The organism is Chryseobacterium sp. B21-037, assembly GCF_028570785.1.
Lineage (GTDB): Bacteria > Bacteroidota > Bacteroidia > Flavobacteriales > Weeksellaceae > Chryseobacterium > Chryseobacterium proteolyticum.
This window is the reverse complement of the sequence record NZ_JALGCB010000001.1, coordinates 1,059,210-1,074,288: the sequence shown is the minus strand read 5'-3', so window position 1 is coordinate 1,074,288 and position 15,079 is coordinate 1,059,210. Positions and strand designations below refer to the sequence as shown.

Here is a 15,079-nt window from a genome sequence, read left to right as displayed (position 1 = left end):
AAATTAGTTCAGAACTAAACGAACAAACGCAATAGAGTTTATAAATATATAGCGTTTTAAAAATTCAATGGAAAAGGATTTAACCTTTCGCTCAAATTATAATCTTCTCGAATGCTTTTCGGACTCCTCCGGCAAGAACTACTTCACCGCAATAGGAATAACCTTGCTTTTCAAGAATCTTCAGCATGGCAATATTATCATAATTAGTGTCTACTTTTACACTCAATACCCCCTGGCTTTTTGTGTAATTTTCTATATGATCAAATAGTTTTTTTACAAGTCCCTGTCCGGCAAACTCTTCGGAAACAGCTACACGGTGAACAACAACAAACTCACCGTCACTAAGCCATGCCCCATCAATGGTACTATAAGCAGGCTCGTCATTAAATATCAGGGCAACATAAACGGCAATAACATCATCTACTGTAAGAACAAAACCAAAACCTTTCGAAATATCACTTTCTATAGTATCTTCATTCGGATAACCATTTTGCCACTGAGTACTCCCGTCCAATCTTCTCCTTTCGATTGATTGCTGGATAATGTCCCAGATGATATTTTTCTCTTTAATTTCGGCCTTTCTGAACTTAATTTGCTGCGTCATAGATTCTTAATTGTTGTCAGGATTTAAAAGAAAGAAAATTAAGATTATTTTCAACCTTATATATTTCTTTAGCATTAAATTTAAATAAAAAAACCGAAAATTAATTGAATTAATTTTCGGTTCGAAGTAGTAAAATTTAAAATTATGAAATTGTTTTATTGGTTTGCACTTTGTTGTATATAATTGTCAATAATTTCAAATGCTTTTTTCTCATCTTCCAGATCCACCATGAGCTTTAGCGATGTTGCCGTTGGCGTTGTTGTAAAAGTGAGATAATTATTTTCAACTGTGTTTGTGATTTGAGCGTCATCTAATTTAGACTTGATCAATTGAATTTCTGAAGGATTATCACTTTCAAAAACTGATACTCTCGTACTTCTTTCCATATTTTATCCTTTTTTGAATATCTAAATATAGTAAGATTTTTCCTAAATCACAAATCCACCGTTTTAAATTTTGTTAATATTATTTTCAATTTTATCGAGAGCCAATTGAATTTCTTCTCTCGAAACATTCAAATGTGGCCTGAAACGAACGGATTGATCACCGCATGGTAAAATTATTAATCCATCTTTGAAAAGTTCATTTACTAAAAGATTTCTTTGTCCTCCGGAAGGTAAATCTACTGCACACATCAATCCTCTTCCTCTTGCATTGGAAATCTTTTCAGGATATTTCTGAGCCAGATTTTGCAACCCTTCCAATAGATATTCTCCAACCTCCTTAGCATTCTCAACAAGGTTTTCTTTTTCAATCACTTCCATAACCAATTGAAAACGGAGCATGTCTATAAAGTTTCCTCCGAATGTAGAATTGATTCTTGAACTCTCTCTGAAAACATTGTTCGGAACTTCATCAAATTTTTCTTTATTTGCTAAAACACCACAAACCTGTGCTTTTTTACCAAAAGAAATAATGTCCGGCTTAGCCGTAAAATGTTGGAAAGCCCACATTTTTCCGGTAATTCCAATACCTGTCTGAACTTCATCAAAAATCAGCAGGATCTCATTCTGATCACACAGCTTTCTTAGTTCAACGAAAAATTCATCCCTGAAGTGATTATCTCCTCCTTCTGCCTGGATCGGCTCAATGATAATGCATGCCACTTTATCCGGATTGGAAAGAATTGCCTCTTCGATGTGTAATAACGCCATTCTTTCATTTTTAATGGTCTCTTCAAGATTTTCCTCTGTAATAGGAAAGCTTAATTTTGGATTAAGGATCCTTGGCCATTCAAACATCGGGAAATATTGATATTTTCTTGGATCGGAAGTATTGGTTAAGCTTAAAGTATAACCGCTTCTTCCATGAAATGCCTGTCTGAAGTGAATACAAATTCCGGCTTCTGTCTGAAGTCCTTTAGCAAAATTTTTGCGGGTTTTCCAGTCGAAACATGCCTTCATTGCATTTTCAACACCTAATGTTCCCCCTTCAATAAAAAACGCATATTGCAATTCTTCCGGAATAACTACTCTTTCAAAAACTTCTAAAAAATGAGCATACTCTTCAGAATAAACATCTGCCAGGGTAGGCTTATTAACCGCCATTTTACCTAGCCAATCTGATTTACTTACAAGATAAGGGTGATTGTATCCTATAGATCCTGAACCGAACATAGAAAACATATCCAAAAATTCTCTGTCAGTAAGTTTGTCATATAACCATGATCCATGAGATCTTTCGATATCCATAACGAAATCAAAACCATCTGCAAGTACATGTTTCCCTACTGTTTCTTTAACTTTATTTGCTTTTATATCAATTGTTTGTTCCATAATATTTTGATGTGATTTAAAAATTGAATGATTAAAAGATTAAGCATTCATGGGTATTAATTTTTAAATTCTTAAATCTTAAAATGATTTAAATGTTGTTTTTTTATTAAATATCAAATTTAATCCCTTGTGCCAAAGGAAGGTTTGTAGTATAATTGATGGTATTCGTTTGTCTTCTCATATAGTATTTCCAAACGTCAGAACCGGATTCTCTACCGCCTCCTGTCTCTTTTTCACCACCGAATGCTCCGCCGATTTCAGCACCTGAAGTTCCGATATTTACATTGGCAATTCCACAATCTGAACCTGCATGGGAAAGGAATAATTCTGCCTCTCTTAAGTTTTGGGTCATAATTGCAGAAGACAATCCCTGAGGAACATCATTTTGAATAGCGATGGCTTCGTCAAGAGTTTTGTATTTGATCAAATAAAGAATTGGTGCAAAAGTTTCATGCTGCACAATCTCGTATGAGTTTTTTACTTCCGCGATACATGGTTTTACATAGCATCCTGATTCATATTCTTTACCGCTTAGAACGCCGCCTTCTACGATGAATTTACCGCCTTCTTTTTTACATTTTTTTATTGATTCTTCGTATTGGGTAACAGCACCGGTATCGATCAATGGTCCCACATGATTGGATTCATCTAACGGGTTTCCTATTTTCAGCTGTCCGTATGCTTTTACCAATCTGTTTTTCACTTCATCGTAAACGCTTTCATGAATGATCAGTCTTCTTGTAGATGTACATCTTTGCCCTGCAGTTCCTACAGCTCCAAATACAGCACCAATGATAGACATATCAAGATCAGCATCTTTAGAGATAATGATGGCGTTATTTCCACCTAGCTCAAGGATTGATTTTCCAAATCTCTCTGCTACTTTAGAAGAAACCATTCTTCCTACTCTTGTTGAACCTGTAAACGAAATTAAAGAAATACGCTTATCTTCAACTAATTTTTGCCCGATCTCATGATCTGAAACCAATACGCTAGAAATTCCTTCAAAAAGATTATTTTCTTTAAGAACTTCTGCTAAAATATTTTGACATGCAATTGCACAGAAAGGTGTTTTTTCGGAAGGCTTCCAGATCGTAACATTCCCACAAATCCATGATAATGCTGTATTCCAAGCCCAAACAGCTACCGGAAAGTTAAAAGCCGTAATGATTCCCACAATCCCTAGCGGGTGATATTGTTCGTACATTCTGTGACCTGGTCTTTCAGAATGCATCGTATATCCATGAAGCTGTCTTGATAGACCAACCGCAAAATCACAGATATCAATCATTTCCTGAACTTCACCAAGACCTTCCTGCAGGGATTTTCCCATTTCATACGAAACAAGTTTTCCCAAATCATCTTTATATTCTCTTAGTTTTAGACCTAATTGTCTTACGATTTCCCCCCTTTTAGGTGCCGGGATTAACCTGAATTCCTGAAAAGCCTTTTGAGCAGAATGAATTACCTTTTCATAATCACCTTCATTCGATGTTTTTACTTTAGCAATTAATTTTCCATCAACAGGAGAATAACTTTCAATTACTTTCCCCGATGCAAAGTATTTCCCCCCTACAGAAGTTCCTTTGTTGTCATCTTTAATACCTAGATTTTTTAGGGATTTCTCGATACCGAAATCCTTGACTTTTTTAGACATAAAATATTCCTTTTCGTTTTCTCTAAAGATAAAAATATTATGCGAACCGCAAAAAATTAATTTTCCTAACGTTTTTATTTGGACTAATTATAAACATACCTATCTTTGTCATATCAATAGTTTAATTTCGGAAATGGAAAATAATAAACCACTAGACGAGCAGCCTGTCAAAGAGAATACTTCAAAATGGAAACAATGGGTTAAGCGTTTTGGGATCGGAGGGATTATATTCTTTACCGTAAAAGGGATTATTACGTCAACCCTGATCTATTTTCTCGGAAAAAATTTCTGGACTATCATCAGCAATTATTTTACCGCTCTATTCGATTAATAGTGCGTATTATTAAAATAAAAAAAGCAGAGAAAATTTCTCTGCTTTCTTTTTTTTGGAAGTTTAACTAAAAGCTAATGATAAGTTGGCAACTGGTACAGTTACTATTTATTCTATTGAGCTATCAAACCTATTGGTTACATTATATGATTTGTCTTTTACTATAATATCATAACCTCCTTTATCCAGAATAAGATATCCTGAGTCTTTATCACTCTGTAATTCTATCATATCCGCAGGAACACCATTATTGTCAAACTCTCCTTTTCTATAGGCAAAAATTAAAGAAGGATAACTTTTAATCTTTGATTTTGGTACTTCATAAAGTTTCCGGTTTTCATTAAGCATCCAACGAGGTCTATCTTTGATATATGTTGTAACGGGATGAACCACTTTTATATCCGTAAAAGGTTCAATTTGACTTCCTTTGAATGCCTTGTTATTTTCGTCCAGCAAAACGACAGGATCCTTCCCCTTTATAATTTTTAATAGAGGACTATTACGTTCGGTAACACTTTTTTCAGAAAACTCTGTTTGGTCAATTGTAAATGGGTTGATTTTTGTTAAGTCGGAAAGTCTTCCTGCCATGGTTTTTTCCCAATATGGATCTTTTCCTTCATATGCGTGCCCATAACCGCAGTAAATAATATATTTTCCATTTTTATTTTCCTGCATAAATTTATAGATGTTATCCGCTTGTTTTATCTCTCTGTCTTTTCCGTTTTCTCCTTGTACTGCTTCATATTTAAAGAGAGTAAAACCCAGATCTAAAGCTGTTTTAATAAAACTACCAAATTGTGGTTCAGAGGTGTAAAAACCACTTTTTGTTGTAGGAAACTTTCTAACATTTATTGAATCATCTCCAATAGCTTCCAAGCCCAAATAACGATAACCGTTTTCATAAAGTCCTTTTAAGAGGGATGTTGCAAATGTTCTATGACTTGCGTAATGATGTGCTTCATTAAGAATTACTATTTGCTCTTTTTTTGTTTGGTCTAAAATATAGTTTTTAGCATTTTCAACTTTAAGCTTTACTAATTTCAAACTGTCATCTTTAGATATTTTTTTTCTTTTACGTCCAAGTTTATCCCAGGTTTGTAAACCCTTAATGTAATAGTTCGAAACGGAATATTTCATTGCTCCCACCTGATATCTGTAATCGTCTCCATTTTTATCATTCTGGATGTCATTTTCAATATCATTTGAAAATTTATATTGCTCTTGGGCGAAGGATTTTGTTGAAAATAGTATTACGAATAAGAAAAATGTCTTTTTCACCATATTGCTTTATGTATTATACTGAAAAATATTATTTGGAGTAGTTCATTACTTTATCACTCTAAAATAGTACTTTTATCTATAATTTAAGATTTATATTTTCATTATTAATATACTTATCCCTAATCCTGATTTTATTTTCCTTAGAAAGATTGCTTTACAGTGCAGGAAATCAAAAGCTGTCAAAGTTCCAGCTTTCAATTCCTTCACAATTATTAAACTTAGCAATTTTGCCTTTTAGCTATTCCATTGCTATTCCTTTTTCTTCCTTCCCGACTCAATAAGACTCTGATGAAGCAAATACTCAATTTGTCCGTTTACACTCCTAAACTCATCATTCGCCCATTTCTCAAGAAGTTTATACGTTGATTCTTCTATCCTTATCACAAATGATTTTTTGCCTTTTTGAGTGCTTTCAGAAGAATTTTGAGATTTTTGAGATTTCATTTTTTACTTTTAAATTTCATGATAAGATCGCCTATGGTTTCAGGTCGATTCTTTAACCAAAAAGAAGTTTTAATTGTATAAAGTTCCTGCATTAAGAACCGGAGTTGCTGCCTTCTCACCACAAAGAACCACCATCAGATTACTCACCATTGCAGCTTTTCTCTCATCATCCAACTCTACGATGTTCTCTGCCGAAAGTTTTTTCAATGCCAGATCAACCATTCCTACCGCGCCCTCTACAATTTTTGTTCTTGCTGCAACGATAGCTGTAGCCTGCTGTCTCTGAAGCATGGCACCTGCAATTTCGGATGCATAAGCCAAGTGTGATATTCTGGCCTCCTGGATTATAATTCCGGCTTTAGAAAGACGATCAGTAAGCTCCTGCTCCAGAATAGAATTGATTTTATCACCACCCTCTCTTAAAGTAATTGGTGCATGATCATCTTCTAAATTATCATAAGGAAAGCTCATAGCAAGGTGACGTACCGCTGCCTCACTCTGCATTTTTACAAAATCAGAATAACGTTCTACATCAAAAGCTGCTTTATAGGTATCCCCTACTTTCCATACGATGACAACAGCAATTTCGATTGGGTTACCCATTTTATCATTCACTTTTAATGTTTGTCCCTGCAAGTTCTCAGAACGAAGCGACATCTTCTGGGATGAGTATAATGGATTGATAAAGAACAGTCCGTTATCTTTCACTGTTCCTACATATTTTCCAAAGAAATTCAAGACTCTTGAGTGATTAGGCTGAATGATCATCAGACCTTTTAAGAAAAAACATGAAGTCAGAAAACAAAGCATGGCTAAAACAACATAAGTAATACTCTGATCTACTCCGCTGATGAAGAAGTAAACTGCAGCTATAAATAAACCCAAACAAATAACAAGGGTTAAGTAGCCGGACATAGGTTTTAAGATTTTTTCCATATAGGTATTAATTTTAAAATGATATTATTTTGATATCATAAAGTTATAAATAAATTTTGAATTAAAAATGATAATCTTAAAATTTTTTACTTAGTAATAATACCTAATTCCGTTTGCCTTAAAGACAAAGAAAAATCCCGGAAACTATCATTCCGGGATTTAGTATGTGTATGTATTTACGCTTATTTTTTGTTCAGCATTTTAAACTTAAAGTAAGAAGCTGTAGACAATAATATCATTACTGAAAGTCCGATATATACCCAAGCCGGTACTGGTACCGGATCTCCTGCTGCATACGAGTGAAGTCCCGTTAAATAATAATTAACTCCAAAATAGGTCATAACCATTGAGCAGAAAGCAAACATTGTTGCTACATGGAACGCCCACTTGCTTCTTAATCCGGGTACCAATCTCATATGTAACACAAAAGCGTATACCATGATAGATATAAATGCCCATGTCTCTTTAGGATCCCAGCTCCAGTATCTACCCCATGACTCATTCGCCCAGATTCCTCCTAAAAAGTTCCCTACCGTTAAAGCAAACAAACCTATAGTAAGAGACATCTCAGAAACAATAACCAGCTCTTTTAAAGTAGTATCATGATGAATTTTGTATGTTTCTTTACTCGAAATAATATAGAATACCAGTGAAATGACAGCAATAATCATCGACAGGGCAAAAAATCCATAACTCGATGTAATGATTGCTACGTGCACAATCAGCCAGTACGACTTTAATACAGGTACTAATGGTGTGATCTGTGGATCAAGAGCAGATCCTCCGTGAGCAAATCCCATCATAATAACCGCTACCATAAATCCGGCTGCAGGAATCAAAGCATTGGAATTTCTATACAATAACAATCCGGCTGAAATACCTACCCATGAAATGAAAATGATTGCTTCATAACCATTACTCCATGGTGCATGCCCGGAAATATACCATCTTGCCACTAATCCAAGGAAATGGAATATATATCCTACCAGACCTAACACAATAATCACCTTGATGATCTTGTTCAATATCTTATTAGGCTTGAATAATTCAACAAAACCTAAAATCAGTAATAGCCCTCCTATCAGTGTATAGAAAATCAGGAGTTTAAAGTTGATATTCACTTTATTCATGAATACCTCCAGATCAACTTTAGATTTAGCCGGAACTACACTTTTACCCCATTTTTGCTGGTATTCTGAAAGTCTTGCCAATTGAGTATCTGCTTTTCTCCAGTCTCCTGTTTTCTGAGCAGCTAATGCTTCAGCAAAATAAGGTCCCATTACCTGTTGAGATTCCATATCCGGTTCAAATTTCTGGTCCAGCCATGAATGCCATGTGTGGTTCGGATCATTTTTCACAGGCACAATTCTCATAAATTGCCCGCTGAAAAATTCATTGAAGATCTGAACTCTTTCATTTACAGAAATAACTTCTTTGTCATAATTGGTTTGCTCAGCCGGTTTTTTACGGAAAGCAATGTTATAGTCATGCTCAAGGATATAGGTAAGGTTACCGTTAGCATCCGCAGGAAACAAATTCATCAGGGAAGTATAACCATCTTCATCAGCCTTGGTTTTGTTCTTCAGCTCATCTCCTCCTTTAGAACCTACTTTAATGATAGGAACCATTGTCCAGCTAGGAGTATCTGTGTTAATGGATAAAAACCACTGATTTGCAGTAAGATATTTTCCATCCGTTCCTTTAAATTCGTCTTTTTTATAAAGCTTTCTTAAAACATCAAGAGCTTCAGTATTGATCGGAACAATTCTTCCTTCAAAATTCTGTACCAAAAGATATCCGAATTTATCTGCATGTTCCTTGCTTATTTTGTTTCTAGCGATGATTTCATCTGCAGAAATTAATCTCATTTTAGAAAATGGAGCTGCCAGAGAATTTTGTCGCGGAGCAGTTTCCGTCTGTCCCATTTGGGAAGCCTGTGCATGAGCGTGATCATCGCCTTCTACATGGATGTGCTCTCTGCTTCCGTCAGTAGTTCCATGGGTTTCAATTTTCTGAGCATTTAATCCTAAACTTAGCAATAATACAATCACCATGGTGGCTCTTTTCTTATTCACATCAGTCAGTATTTTATTTAATTTCCAGAAATGTGATCCTTTCCAGAAGAAAATTAAAAACATGCCTAAAAACAAAAACGTATATCCGATATAAGAAATCAAAGTTCCCCAGAAATCATGATTTACTGATAATACAGTTCCCATTCTGTCCGGATCAAAACTTGCCTGGAAGAAACGGTATCCTCCGTGGTTCAGAACGTGGTTCATATAGATTTTATAAGGTGTCTGCTTACCACCGTCAATGATCTTCACATGACTTTCATATGCACTAGGCGAAGAACTTCCCGGATATGTTTCCATTACAAAGTCGTCCAGTTTCAGTGCAAAAGGAGTGTTGTATACTTTAGGACCAAAACCTGCCATGATATTCAATCCATCCATCGTGATCTGCTTGAATGCATTCGGATTTCCTTTTTCTACAGATAGTTCAACCAACTGTTTTGTTTTAGGACCGTGGATTTCTATTTTCAACATATCAGGAACTGCCTGATCTTTCTTTCTATCTCCTTCAATCGCGATCAGTTTTCCTTTTCTTAAACCTTCAGGAACAACCAATTTCAGATCATTGATGCTATATAAACTTCTCAATGCCAAAGGTTGGAATTCATCCTTCTTTGTATTTCCGGTCGCCTGAGTTGCCATCGTCATATACGTTGCATCAACAGGAGTTTTAACAAATAATTTCCCTCCTTCATTTTTAAATTCCACAGCTCCTTCAATCGCTCTGTTAAAAGTAACAAGCGTTCCATTAATGGATTTTGTTTCACCTGGCTTGATGTAGATATTCTGTCTTCCGGTCTGTCCCGTTGAAACCAAGTGCAGGTATTCAGTACCACTCGGGTCGGCCACAAGACTGTCTTTTTTTCTTTGAATATATTCTTTGGCAAAAATCTTTACTTCTTTTCCGTGAAAGTCATAGGTTGCGCTGAAATCTTTGTGCAAAGGAGACATCAGATAAGGAATATCCTGGTAGTTAAGCACATCTCCCTTCTCTTCAATCTGAATCTTAAAGAAGTTTTTATCCGTAACTATTTCATTAGAAGTTTCTCCTTCCCTGATATGCATTGTTCCTTCAAAACTCACATACCTTGTAATAGCTCCCCCGATAAAAATGAAGACAAATGCAAGGTGAAAAACCAAAACCGGCCACTTCTCTCTTTTCCAAAGTCTGTATCTGCCGATATTTCCGATAAAATTTAAGATCAGCAATACCATGATCAGCTCAAACCATTTTGCTTCATAAATTAATGCTTTCGCCGTAGGGGTTCCATAATCGTTTTCGAGAAACGTTGCATATGCCATGGCAAATGCAAAGACCAACAGCAAAACCGCCATTGTTCTGGTTGAAATAAGAATATCTTGGATCTTCTTCATGATTTATTTTACTTGACATGCAAAAATAAGCATGATTAAGTAAAAGGTCGATAAAAAAAGATGTTTTTTATCATTTTAAAGCCTATATTACTTATTTTGAATTATTCTTAATAAGCCACAAAACATTAAAGAAAATTTAAAACTAAAAACTACGATTATAAGAATGAAAAAAAGCTATACAAGTCATTGAGTCTGTCTATTTTTGAAGGCTTATTTTTTTCCTTATTTTACTTAAAAATTCATGGGTGATACCAAGATATGATGCGACCTGTTGCTGTGTAATTTTCTGTTCGAGACCAGGATATTTTTCAAGAAATTCAATATATCGCTGATCTGCCGTCTTACCGGTCAAAGAAAGAATCCTCCTCTGTAGTGCCACTGAAGACCTTTGATTCATGATTCTGAAAAGCTTCTCTACCCAGGGAATGGTTTTGTAAAGATGTTCTTTATTTTCTTTTGAAACCATAAGAACTTCACTATTTTCCAGCGCTTGAATATTTAAGATACTGGGAACACGATTGATCATACTATCTATATCCGTAATCCACCATCCTTCCACTGCAAAATATAATGTTTGCTCCATCCCTTTTTCGTTGAGATAGTACACTTTAAAACAGCCGCTTGTAACAAACCCTTCAAAAAGACAGTAATTTCCCTCTTTCAGCGCAAAGTCATTTTTCGGAAATTGAACTTTATTAAAAGATTCGGAAAATCTTTTAAATTCATCCTCAGAAAAATCGACATATTGCTTGATGTAATGATAAAGTAGGTCAGACATCGTATAAAATTAAAACATAAAGATACCGATATTATGACCGGTATCCTTATTTTAAACTAATCTTATTTACTTGCCAGCAAATCCTCTGTACTTATGATTCTGCTGTATAAATTTCCTAATGAAGAAATACCCGCCAGGAAAGATTTCTGAATATCTGCTGCTTTTATAATTTCTCCATCCAGCTCCCTGTTCTTTGTTGCCGTTGCATCCCCCACAATCGTGTTACTGAAACCCAGATCAAAAGCTGCTCTTGTAGTAGATTCCACACATACATCGGTCATCATTCCGGTGATAATTAAATTTTTAATATTATACTCTTTTAAATAGGCAAGAAGTTCTGTTTCTCTGAAGCTATTTGGAAAATGTTTGATGATTACTTTCTCATTCCCTTTTGGTAAAACCAGGTTATGAATTTCAGCACCCTTTGTGTCCGGAAGGAAAAAATCAGCTCCTTCATTGGTTGCTATATGTTTAATATGAATGACTGGCAGATTATTTTTCCTAAAATATTCCAACACCTTACTGGTATTTTTACCTGCAGTTTCTGCCCCTTCTAAAACCATTTTTCCTCCGGGAAAATAATCGTTTTGTACATCGATGATTAATAATGCCGTGTTTTCCATTGTCATGTTATTTTGTTGTGCTTTTGCAGACGAAAGTGTAACGAATACTATACATAACGTCAGCATCCTTTTGAATATGTTTTTCATTTATTATAAATTGATGGTACAAAATTACAGGAGGTATCATCAATAGCATTTGAACTAGTTTAAAAAAGAAAGTACAAGCCACAGACATTTCAAATTAATGCCGAATATCAAACTGTGTAGATCTACTATTTTTCTAAAACCAATTTGGAAAGTCTTATTAAATATTTCCAGGATTGGAAAAAAACATAAAAAATGCCCACAAGGATATAATGGGCAATTTTATAAATAAAGTAGAGGTCTACTATTCCTATGAATTGAGTCTGATCATTTCCAGTAATTCCATTTCAAACCATCAAACAGAGCTATTGTCTTACTGACGGTATCATAACATATCATCCCCGGATACGGGGTTCTCACATTAAGATGAGGATTAGCTACCTTGGGTAAAATCAATGCTTTATTGGAAGATTCCAAAACAAGGACTCCGGGAGCACTTGTAGTAGAAGAGCCTATAATCACTCTGTTATTTCCCGCTGTTTCGGCACTCGTATTAAATATAACATTTGTAGTGGACCCGGGATCACTCATATTCACCCAGCCGGAGCCGGTATTCATTTTTAAGATCTTATCATTCTTATCCATTAAAAGAGTTCCAGCAACAGCGTTACCTGGGAGAGTTTCTACAATAGGAAGTAAAATTCCGTTAGTTGTACCTGAAGCGAAATCAAGAATACCATCTCCGTCTACTGTTTGCTTACCGATCGCTATTTGGGCGTGGATAAAACCAATTCCAAGCAATCCTAATATAGCTAATATATTTTTCATGTTTTCTATTTTATAATTTTAAAATTTAAGCCATCTGTCTAGGGTTAGTCATTACAAGACCGGATAATACAGTTCCATGAAGTACCGTTATACAGTTTAAAGCAATTATCTGTAGTATCGAAAATCAGCATCCCTTCTACCGGAACAGCAATATTTGCGGAAGTTGTTCTGGTAATAACAAAACCTTTATCTTTTGATTCTAATGCTATAAAACCATTAGGAATATTGGTTGGCCAGTTGGGCAGGATTTCACGAAGACCTGTAATACCAAATTTCGTCATACTGTTTGGTGTCCCTGTAACCGGATCTTTAGTACAATATGTTTGAATATTGGTTCCGAAGGTAAAATATTTATTAGCAGGAAACGAATAATTAAATACAGCTTTCCCTCCAGTAAAACTTGTTGCCGGAATAAATTGTACATTCTGTGAAAGTCCACTGTTATCAGCTACAATCATGTATAATTTATCTGTTGCCACAATACTGGTATAATTAGTAAGGTCAGCTTGTAGCCAGGAAGAACCCGTGTCATTCATTTTTTGTGCTAACCACGTCCTCTGAATAATCTTTCCCGGAGCTATACCATAATTGAGTAAGGTTAAGGATTGATTATTATTATCTCCCATTATAAGAAAGGTTTTGTCTTGCGAAAAACTTGTTCTACCTGCAGCATTGTTTGCCGAAACAAAATCATTCGTGGTTGATACGATTAGCATGCTATTATTGTTTTGATTAACGCTATTTGTAACCACTTGGTTTAATGCTGTATCGTCATCTTTCGCCATCCCAAAAATGTTGTTATTGAAACTGGTATTCAGTCCAGAATTCCAGGTAACAGTAGTCTTGTCGGAGGCAATGTAATTGAGGGGTTGCTGCAAAGTAATTCCATATTTAACAGCTAAATAAGAATTTACACTTTGCCTTTCTACAGCTGTCTGTGTACCAGAATATAAAATAAATTCTCCAATCCTATCTCCTTCCAATGAACTGCTACCAGATCCCCCGTCATTATCCATCAAAAGAACCATTCCCGGATAGTTGCTTGTAGAAGATACATTATTGGAAGGATTGCCAAAAGCAAGCGCATTATTATCAAAAAAATAATTCATGTTTCCTCCGGACAACTCATTATAAAATGATTGTATACTTGGAAACTGTGTATTAACAGTATTTATAGTATTTGTTCCAAAAAACACATCCCCGGATTCTTTTTCATTATAAAATTCTGGACGATTGGTGCGGGTCCCGAAAAATGGAGATTGCCACACTCCTGCTATTGGAGATACATTGGAATTTCTTGTTACACCATTCATTACAAATACCGATCTATAGGTGGCAGAAGCGGTTCTTGTAAGAAATGTATAGGAGGTCAGTGCATTGGTGGTGTTATCTGGAAATCCTCCCGGAAATTTATATCCCGATCTATATTGATTGGTACTCGTAATTTCAATTGCAGGATTAAAATTAAAATTAGGAATAGAGGTTGCTGTCCTGTAGACTGGTCTTGCACTTACACCTGGGTCCGCATAATAACCCGGCATCCCCTGGTTGGCAATACCATTAATTCCGCCTGATCTTTGATTATTCCATATAGCAACCTGCGTATTGTCTACTGTTGTATTCGTTCCGGCATCTGCTTTTACCCATATTTGAAGGTTAGCAGAAACGCCTCCGGGAGATTGAGACCACAATAATGAATTGAATATCATTGCTGTAAATAATAATTGCTTTCTCATTGATGTTTCTTTTAATTGTTTGTAAGTATATTCATTGATATGACCCGACTATCTCAAAAAAAATAATCGGCAATGGTGAAACTAGAAATCAGCCAAAATACTCATGGTAAGTAATGTGGTCAATAATCCAGAATTAATAACAAGATCATAAAGAAGATAGTAGTATTGAAATAATACTTTTATGTTGGGAAGTATTTTTTGTTTTCATTTATATGTGTGTTTTTAAATTAGACAAAAATTGTGGAATATTTAAACAATAAGTAATGTCTGTAAATAATATCAACAAAATAATTAATGCTTCTTAATATTACCTTAGTGTAAATTTATAAATTATTTTAATAAAAATATACTTTTTAAATACAATTTAACCACAGAATAAGCGAATGATTGTTAATATATTTGATAATGATTCTTTTTTTTCAATTAATAATTTCATAATGATAAAATTTTGTCAATAGAAAATTATTCATTTTTATATGAGTTTTTAATTTCATTTGATATTATTTAGAATCAAATTCAATAATCAGGATTTTCTGATGTCTGAAAAGGATCATAGAGTTATTGTAAAATGCTTTTGAATAAAAAAAGATTATTTTAATATTGAAAAAACACT

At 34.7% G+C, this 15,079-nt stretch carries 13 protein-coding genes; 1 reads left to right on the top strand and 12 read right to left on the bottom strand.

Translation table 11 applies throughout. From position 1 onward, the window contains the following. Positions 1 to 91 precede the first annotated feature (91 nt). The 4 genes from MTQ00_RS04555 to amaB all read right to left on the bottom strand — a co-directional run bounded on the left by MTQ00_RS04555 (position 92) and on the right by amaB (position 4,036). On the bottom strand, positions 92 to 604 hold the full coding sequence (locus MTQ00_RS04555) for a GNAT family N-acetyltransferase (RefSeq protein WP_172283053.1): 513 nt from the start codon (positions 602 to 604) through the stop codon (positions 92 to 94). Between the two features lie 155 nt (positions 605 to 759). Next, positions 760 to 990 carry a DUF2007 domain-containing protein gene (locus MTQ00_RS04550; RefSeq protein ID WP_273647898.1) on the bottom strand — a complete coding sequence of 77 codons (231 nt, stop codon included), beginning with the start codon at positions 988 to 990 and terminating at the stop codon, positions 760 to 762. A gap of 63 nt (positions 991 to 1,053) precedes the next feature. Next, positions 1,054 to 2,379, bottom strand: coding sequence for an L-lysine 6-transaminase (lat, locus tag MTQ00_RS04545; RefSeq protein WP_172283058.1), 1,326 nt, complete (start codon positions 2,377 to 2,379; stop codon positions 1,054 to 1,056). A 106-nt stretch (positions 2,380 to 2,485) separates the two neighbouring features. After that, the gene (gene amaB / locus MTQ00_RS04540) at positions 2,486 to 4,036 is read right to left on the bottom strand and encodes an L-piperidine-6-carboxylate dehydrogenase (RefSeq protein WP_273647897.1); all 1,551 of its coding nucleotides are present in this window, start codon (positions 4,034 to 4,036) and stop codon (positions 2,486 to 2,488) included. Between the two features lie 133 nt (positions 4,037 to 4,169). Here amaB and MTQ00_RS04535 point away from each other — a divergent pair, with 133 nt between their 5' ends. Further along, positions 4,170 to 4,367: a hypothetical protein gene (locus MTQ00_RS04535; RefSeq protein ID WP_172283065.1), complete on the top strand. Its 198-nt coding sequence runs from the start codon at positions 4,170 to 4,172 to the stop codon at positions 4,365 to 4,367. 108 nt (positions 4,368 to 4,475) lie between these two features. Here MTQ00_RS04535 and MTQ00_RS04530 read toward each other — a convergent pair whose 3' ends face one another. The 8 genes from MTQ00_RS04530 to MTQ00_RS04495 all read right to left on the bottom strand — a co-directional run bounded on the left by MTQ00_RS04530 (position 4,476) and on the right by MTQ00_RS04495 (position 14,466). Beyond that, positions 4,476 to 5,504 carry a hypothetical protein gene (locus MTQ00_RS04530; protein WP_273647896.1) on the bottom strand — a complete coding sequence of 343 codons (1,029 nt, stop codon included), beginning with the start codon at positions 5,502 to 5,504 and terminating at the stop codon, positions 4,476 to 4,478. Between the two features lie 393 nt (positions 5,505 to 5,897). Then, entirely contained in the window at positions 5,898 to 6,092 is a 195-nt protein-coding gene (locus tag MTQ00_RS04525; RefSeq protein ID WP_172283093.1) for an Arc family DNA binding domain-containing protein, read from the bottom strand. Between the two features lie 69 nt (positions 6,093 to 6,161). Continuing rightward, positions 6,162 to 7,028, bottom strand: a complete 867-nt coding sequence (locus MTQ00_RS04520) for an SPFH domain-containing protein (protein ID WP_172283094.1) — start codon at positions 7,026 to 7,028, stop codon at positions 6,162 to 6,164. A 182-nt stretch (positions 7,029 to 7,210) separates the two neighbouring features. Next, entirely contained in the window at positions 7,211 to 10,477 is a 3,267-nt protein-coding gene (gene ccsA, locus MTQ00_RS04515; RefSeq protein WP_273647895.1) for a cytochrome c biogenesis protein CcsA, read from the bottom strand. A 196-nt stretch (positions 10,478 to 10,673) separates the two neighbouring features. Continuing rightward, on the bottom strand, positions 10,674 to 11,255 hold the full coding sequence (locus tag MTQ00_RS04510) for a Crp/Fnr family transcriptional regulator (RefSeq protein ID WP_172283096.1): 582 nt from the start codon (positions 11,253 to 11,255) through the stop codon (positions 10,674 to 10,676). A gap of 62 nt (positions 11,256 to 11,317) precedes the next feature. Continuing rightward, positions 11,318 to 11,965, bottom strand: a complete 648-nt coding sequence (locus MTQ00_RS04505) for a cysteine hydrolase family protein (RefSeq protein WP_273647894.1) — start codon at positions 11,963 to 11,965, stop codon at positions 11,318 to 11,320. A gap of 264 nt (positions 11,966 to 12,229) precedes the next feature. Beyond that, a complete protein-coding gene (locus MTQ00_RS04500) occupies positions 12,230 to 12,730 on the bottom strand; it encodes a hypothetical protein (RefSeq protein WP_273647893.1) in 501 nt (166 codons plus the stop codon). A gap of 44 nt (positions 12,731 to 12,774) precedes the next feature. Further along, positions 12,775 to 14,466, bottom strand: a complete 1,692-nt coding sequence (locus MTQ00_RS04495; RefSeq protein ID WP_273647892.1) for a hypothetical protein — start codon at positions 14,464 to 14,466, stop codon at positions 12,775 to 12,777. Between the last annotated feature and the right edge of the window lie 613 nt (positions 14,467 to 15,079).

What these genes read in the sequence shown, in the direction of transcription:
- MTQ00_RS04500 (WP_273647893.1), bottom strand. Translation starts at nt 12,730, where the DNA reads ATGAAAAATATATTAGCTATATTAGGATTGCTTGGAATTGGTTTTATC.
- MTQ00_RS04525 (WP_172283093.1), bottom strand. Translation starts at nt 6,092, where the DNA reads ATGAAATCTCAAAAATCTCAAAATTCTTCTGAAAGCACTCAAAAAGGC.
- MTQ00_RS04555 (WP_172283053.1), bottom strand. Translation starts at nt 604, where the DNA reads ATGACGCAGCAAATTAAGTTCAGAAAGGCCGAAATTAAAGAGAAAAAT.
- MTQ00_RS04495 (WP_273647892.1), bottom strand. Translation starts at nt 14,466, where the DNA reads ATGAGAAAGCAATTATTATTTACAGCAATGATATTCAATTCATTATTG.
- lat (WP_172283058.1), bottom strand. Translation starts at nt 2,379, where the DNA reads ATGGAACAAACAATTGATATAAAAGCAAATAAAGTTAAAGAAACAGTA.
- MTQ00_RS04520 (WP_172283094.1), bottom strand. Translation starts at nt 7,028, where the DNA reads ATGGAAAAAATCTTAAAACCTATGTCCGGCTACTTAACCCTTGTTATT.
- ccsA (WP_273647895.1), bottom strand. Translation starts at nt 10,477, where the DNA reads ATGAAGAAGATCCAAGATATTCTTATTTCAACCAGAACAATGGCGGTT.
- amaB (WP_273647897.1), bottom strand. Translation starts at nt 4,036, where the DNA reads ATGTCTAAAAAAGTCAAGGATTTCGGTATCGAGAAATCCCTAAAAAAT.
- MTQ00_RS04505 (WP_273647894.1), bottom strand. Translation starts at nt 11,965, where the DNA reads ATGAAAAACATATTCAAAAGGATGCTGACGTTATGTATAGTATTCGTT.
- MTQ00_RS04535 (WP_172283065.1), top strand. Translation starts at nt 4,170, where the DNA reads ATGGAAAATAATAAACCACTAGACGAGCAGCCTGTCAAAGAGAATACT.
- MTQ00_RS04530 (WP_273647896.1), bottom strand. Translation starts at nt 5,504, where the DNA reads ATGAAATATTCCGTTTCGAACTATTACATTAAGGGTTTACAAACCTGG.
- MTQ00_RS04510 (WP_172283096.1), bottom strand. Translation starts at nt 11,255, where the DNA reads ATGTCTGACCTACTTTATCATTACATCAAGCAATATGTCGATTTTTCT.
- MTQ00_RS04550 (WP_273647898.1), bottom strand. Translation starts at nt 990, where the DNA reads ATGGAAAGAAGTACGAGAGTATCAGTTTTTGAAAGTGATAATCCTTCA.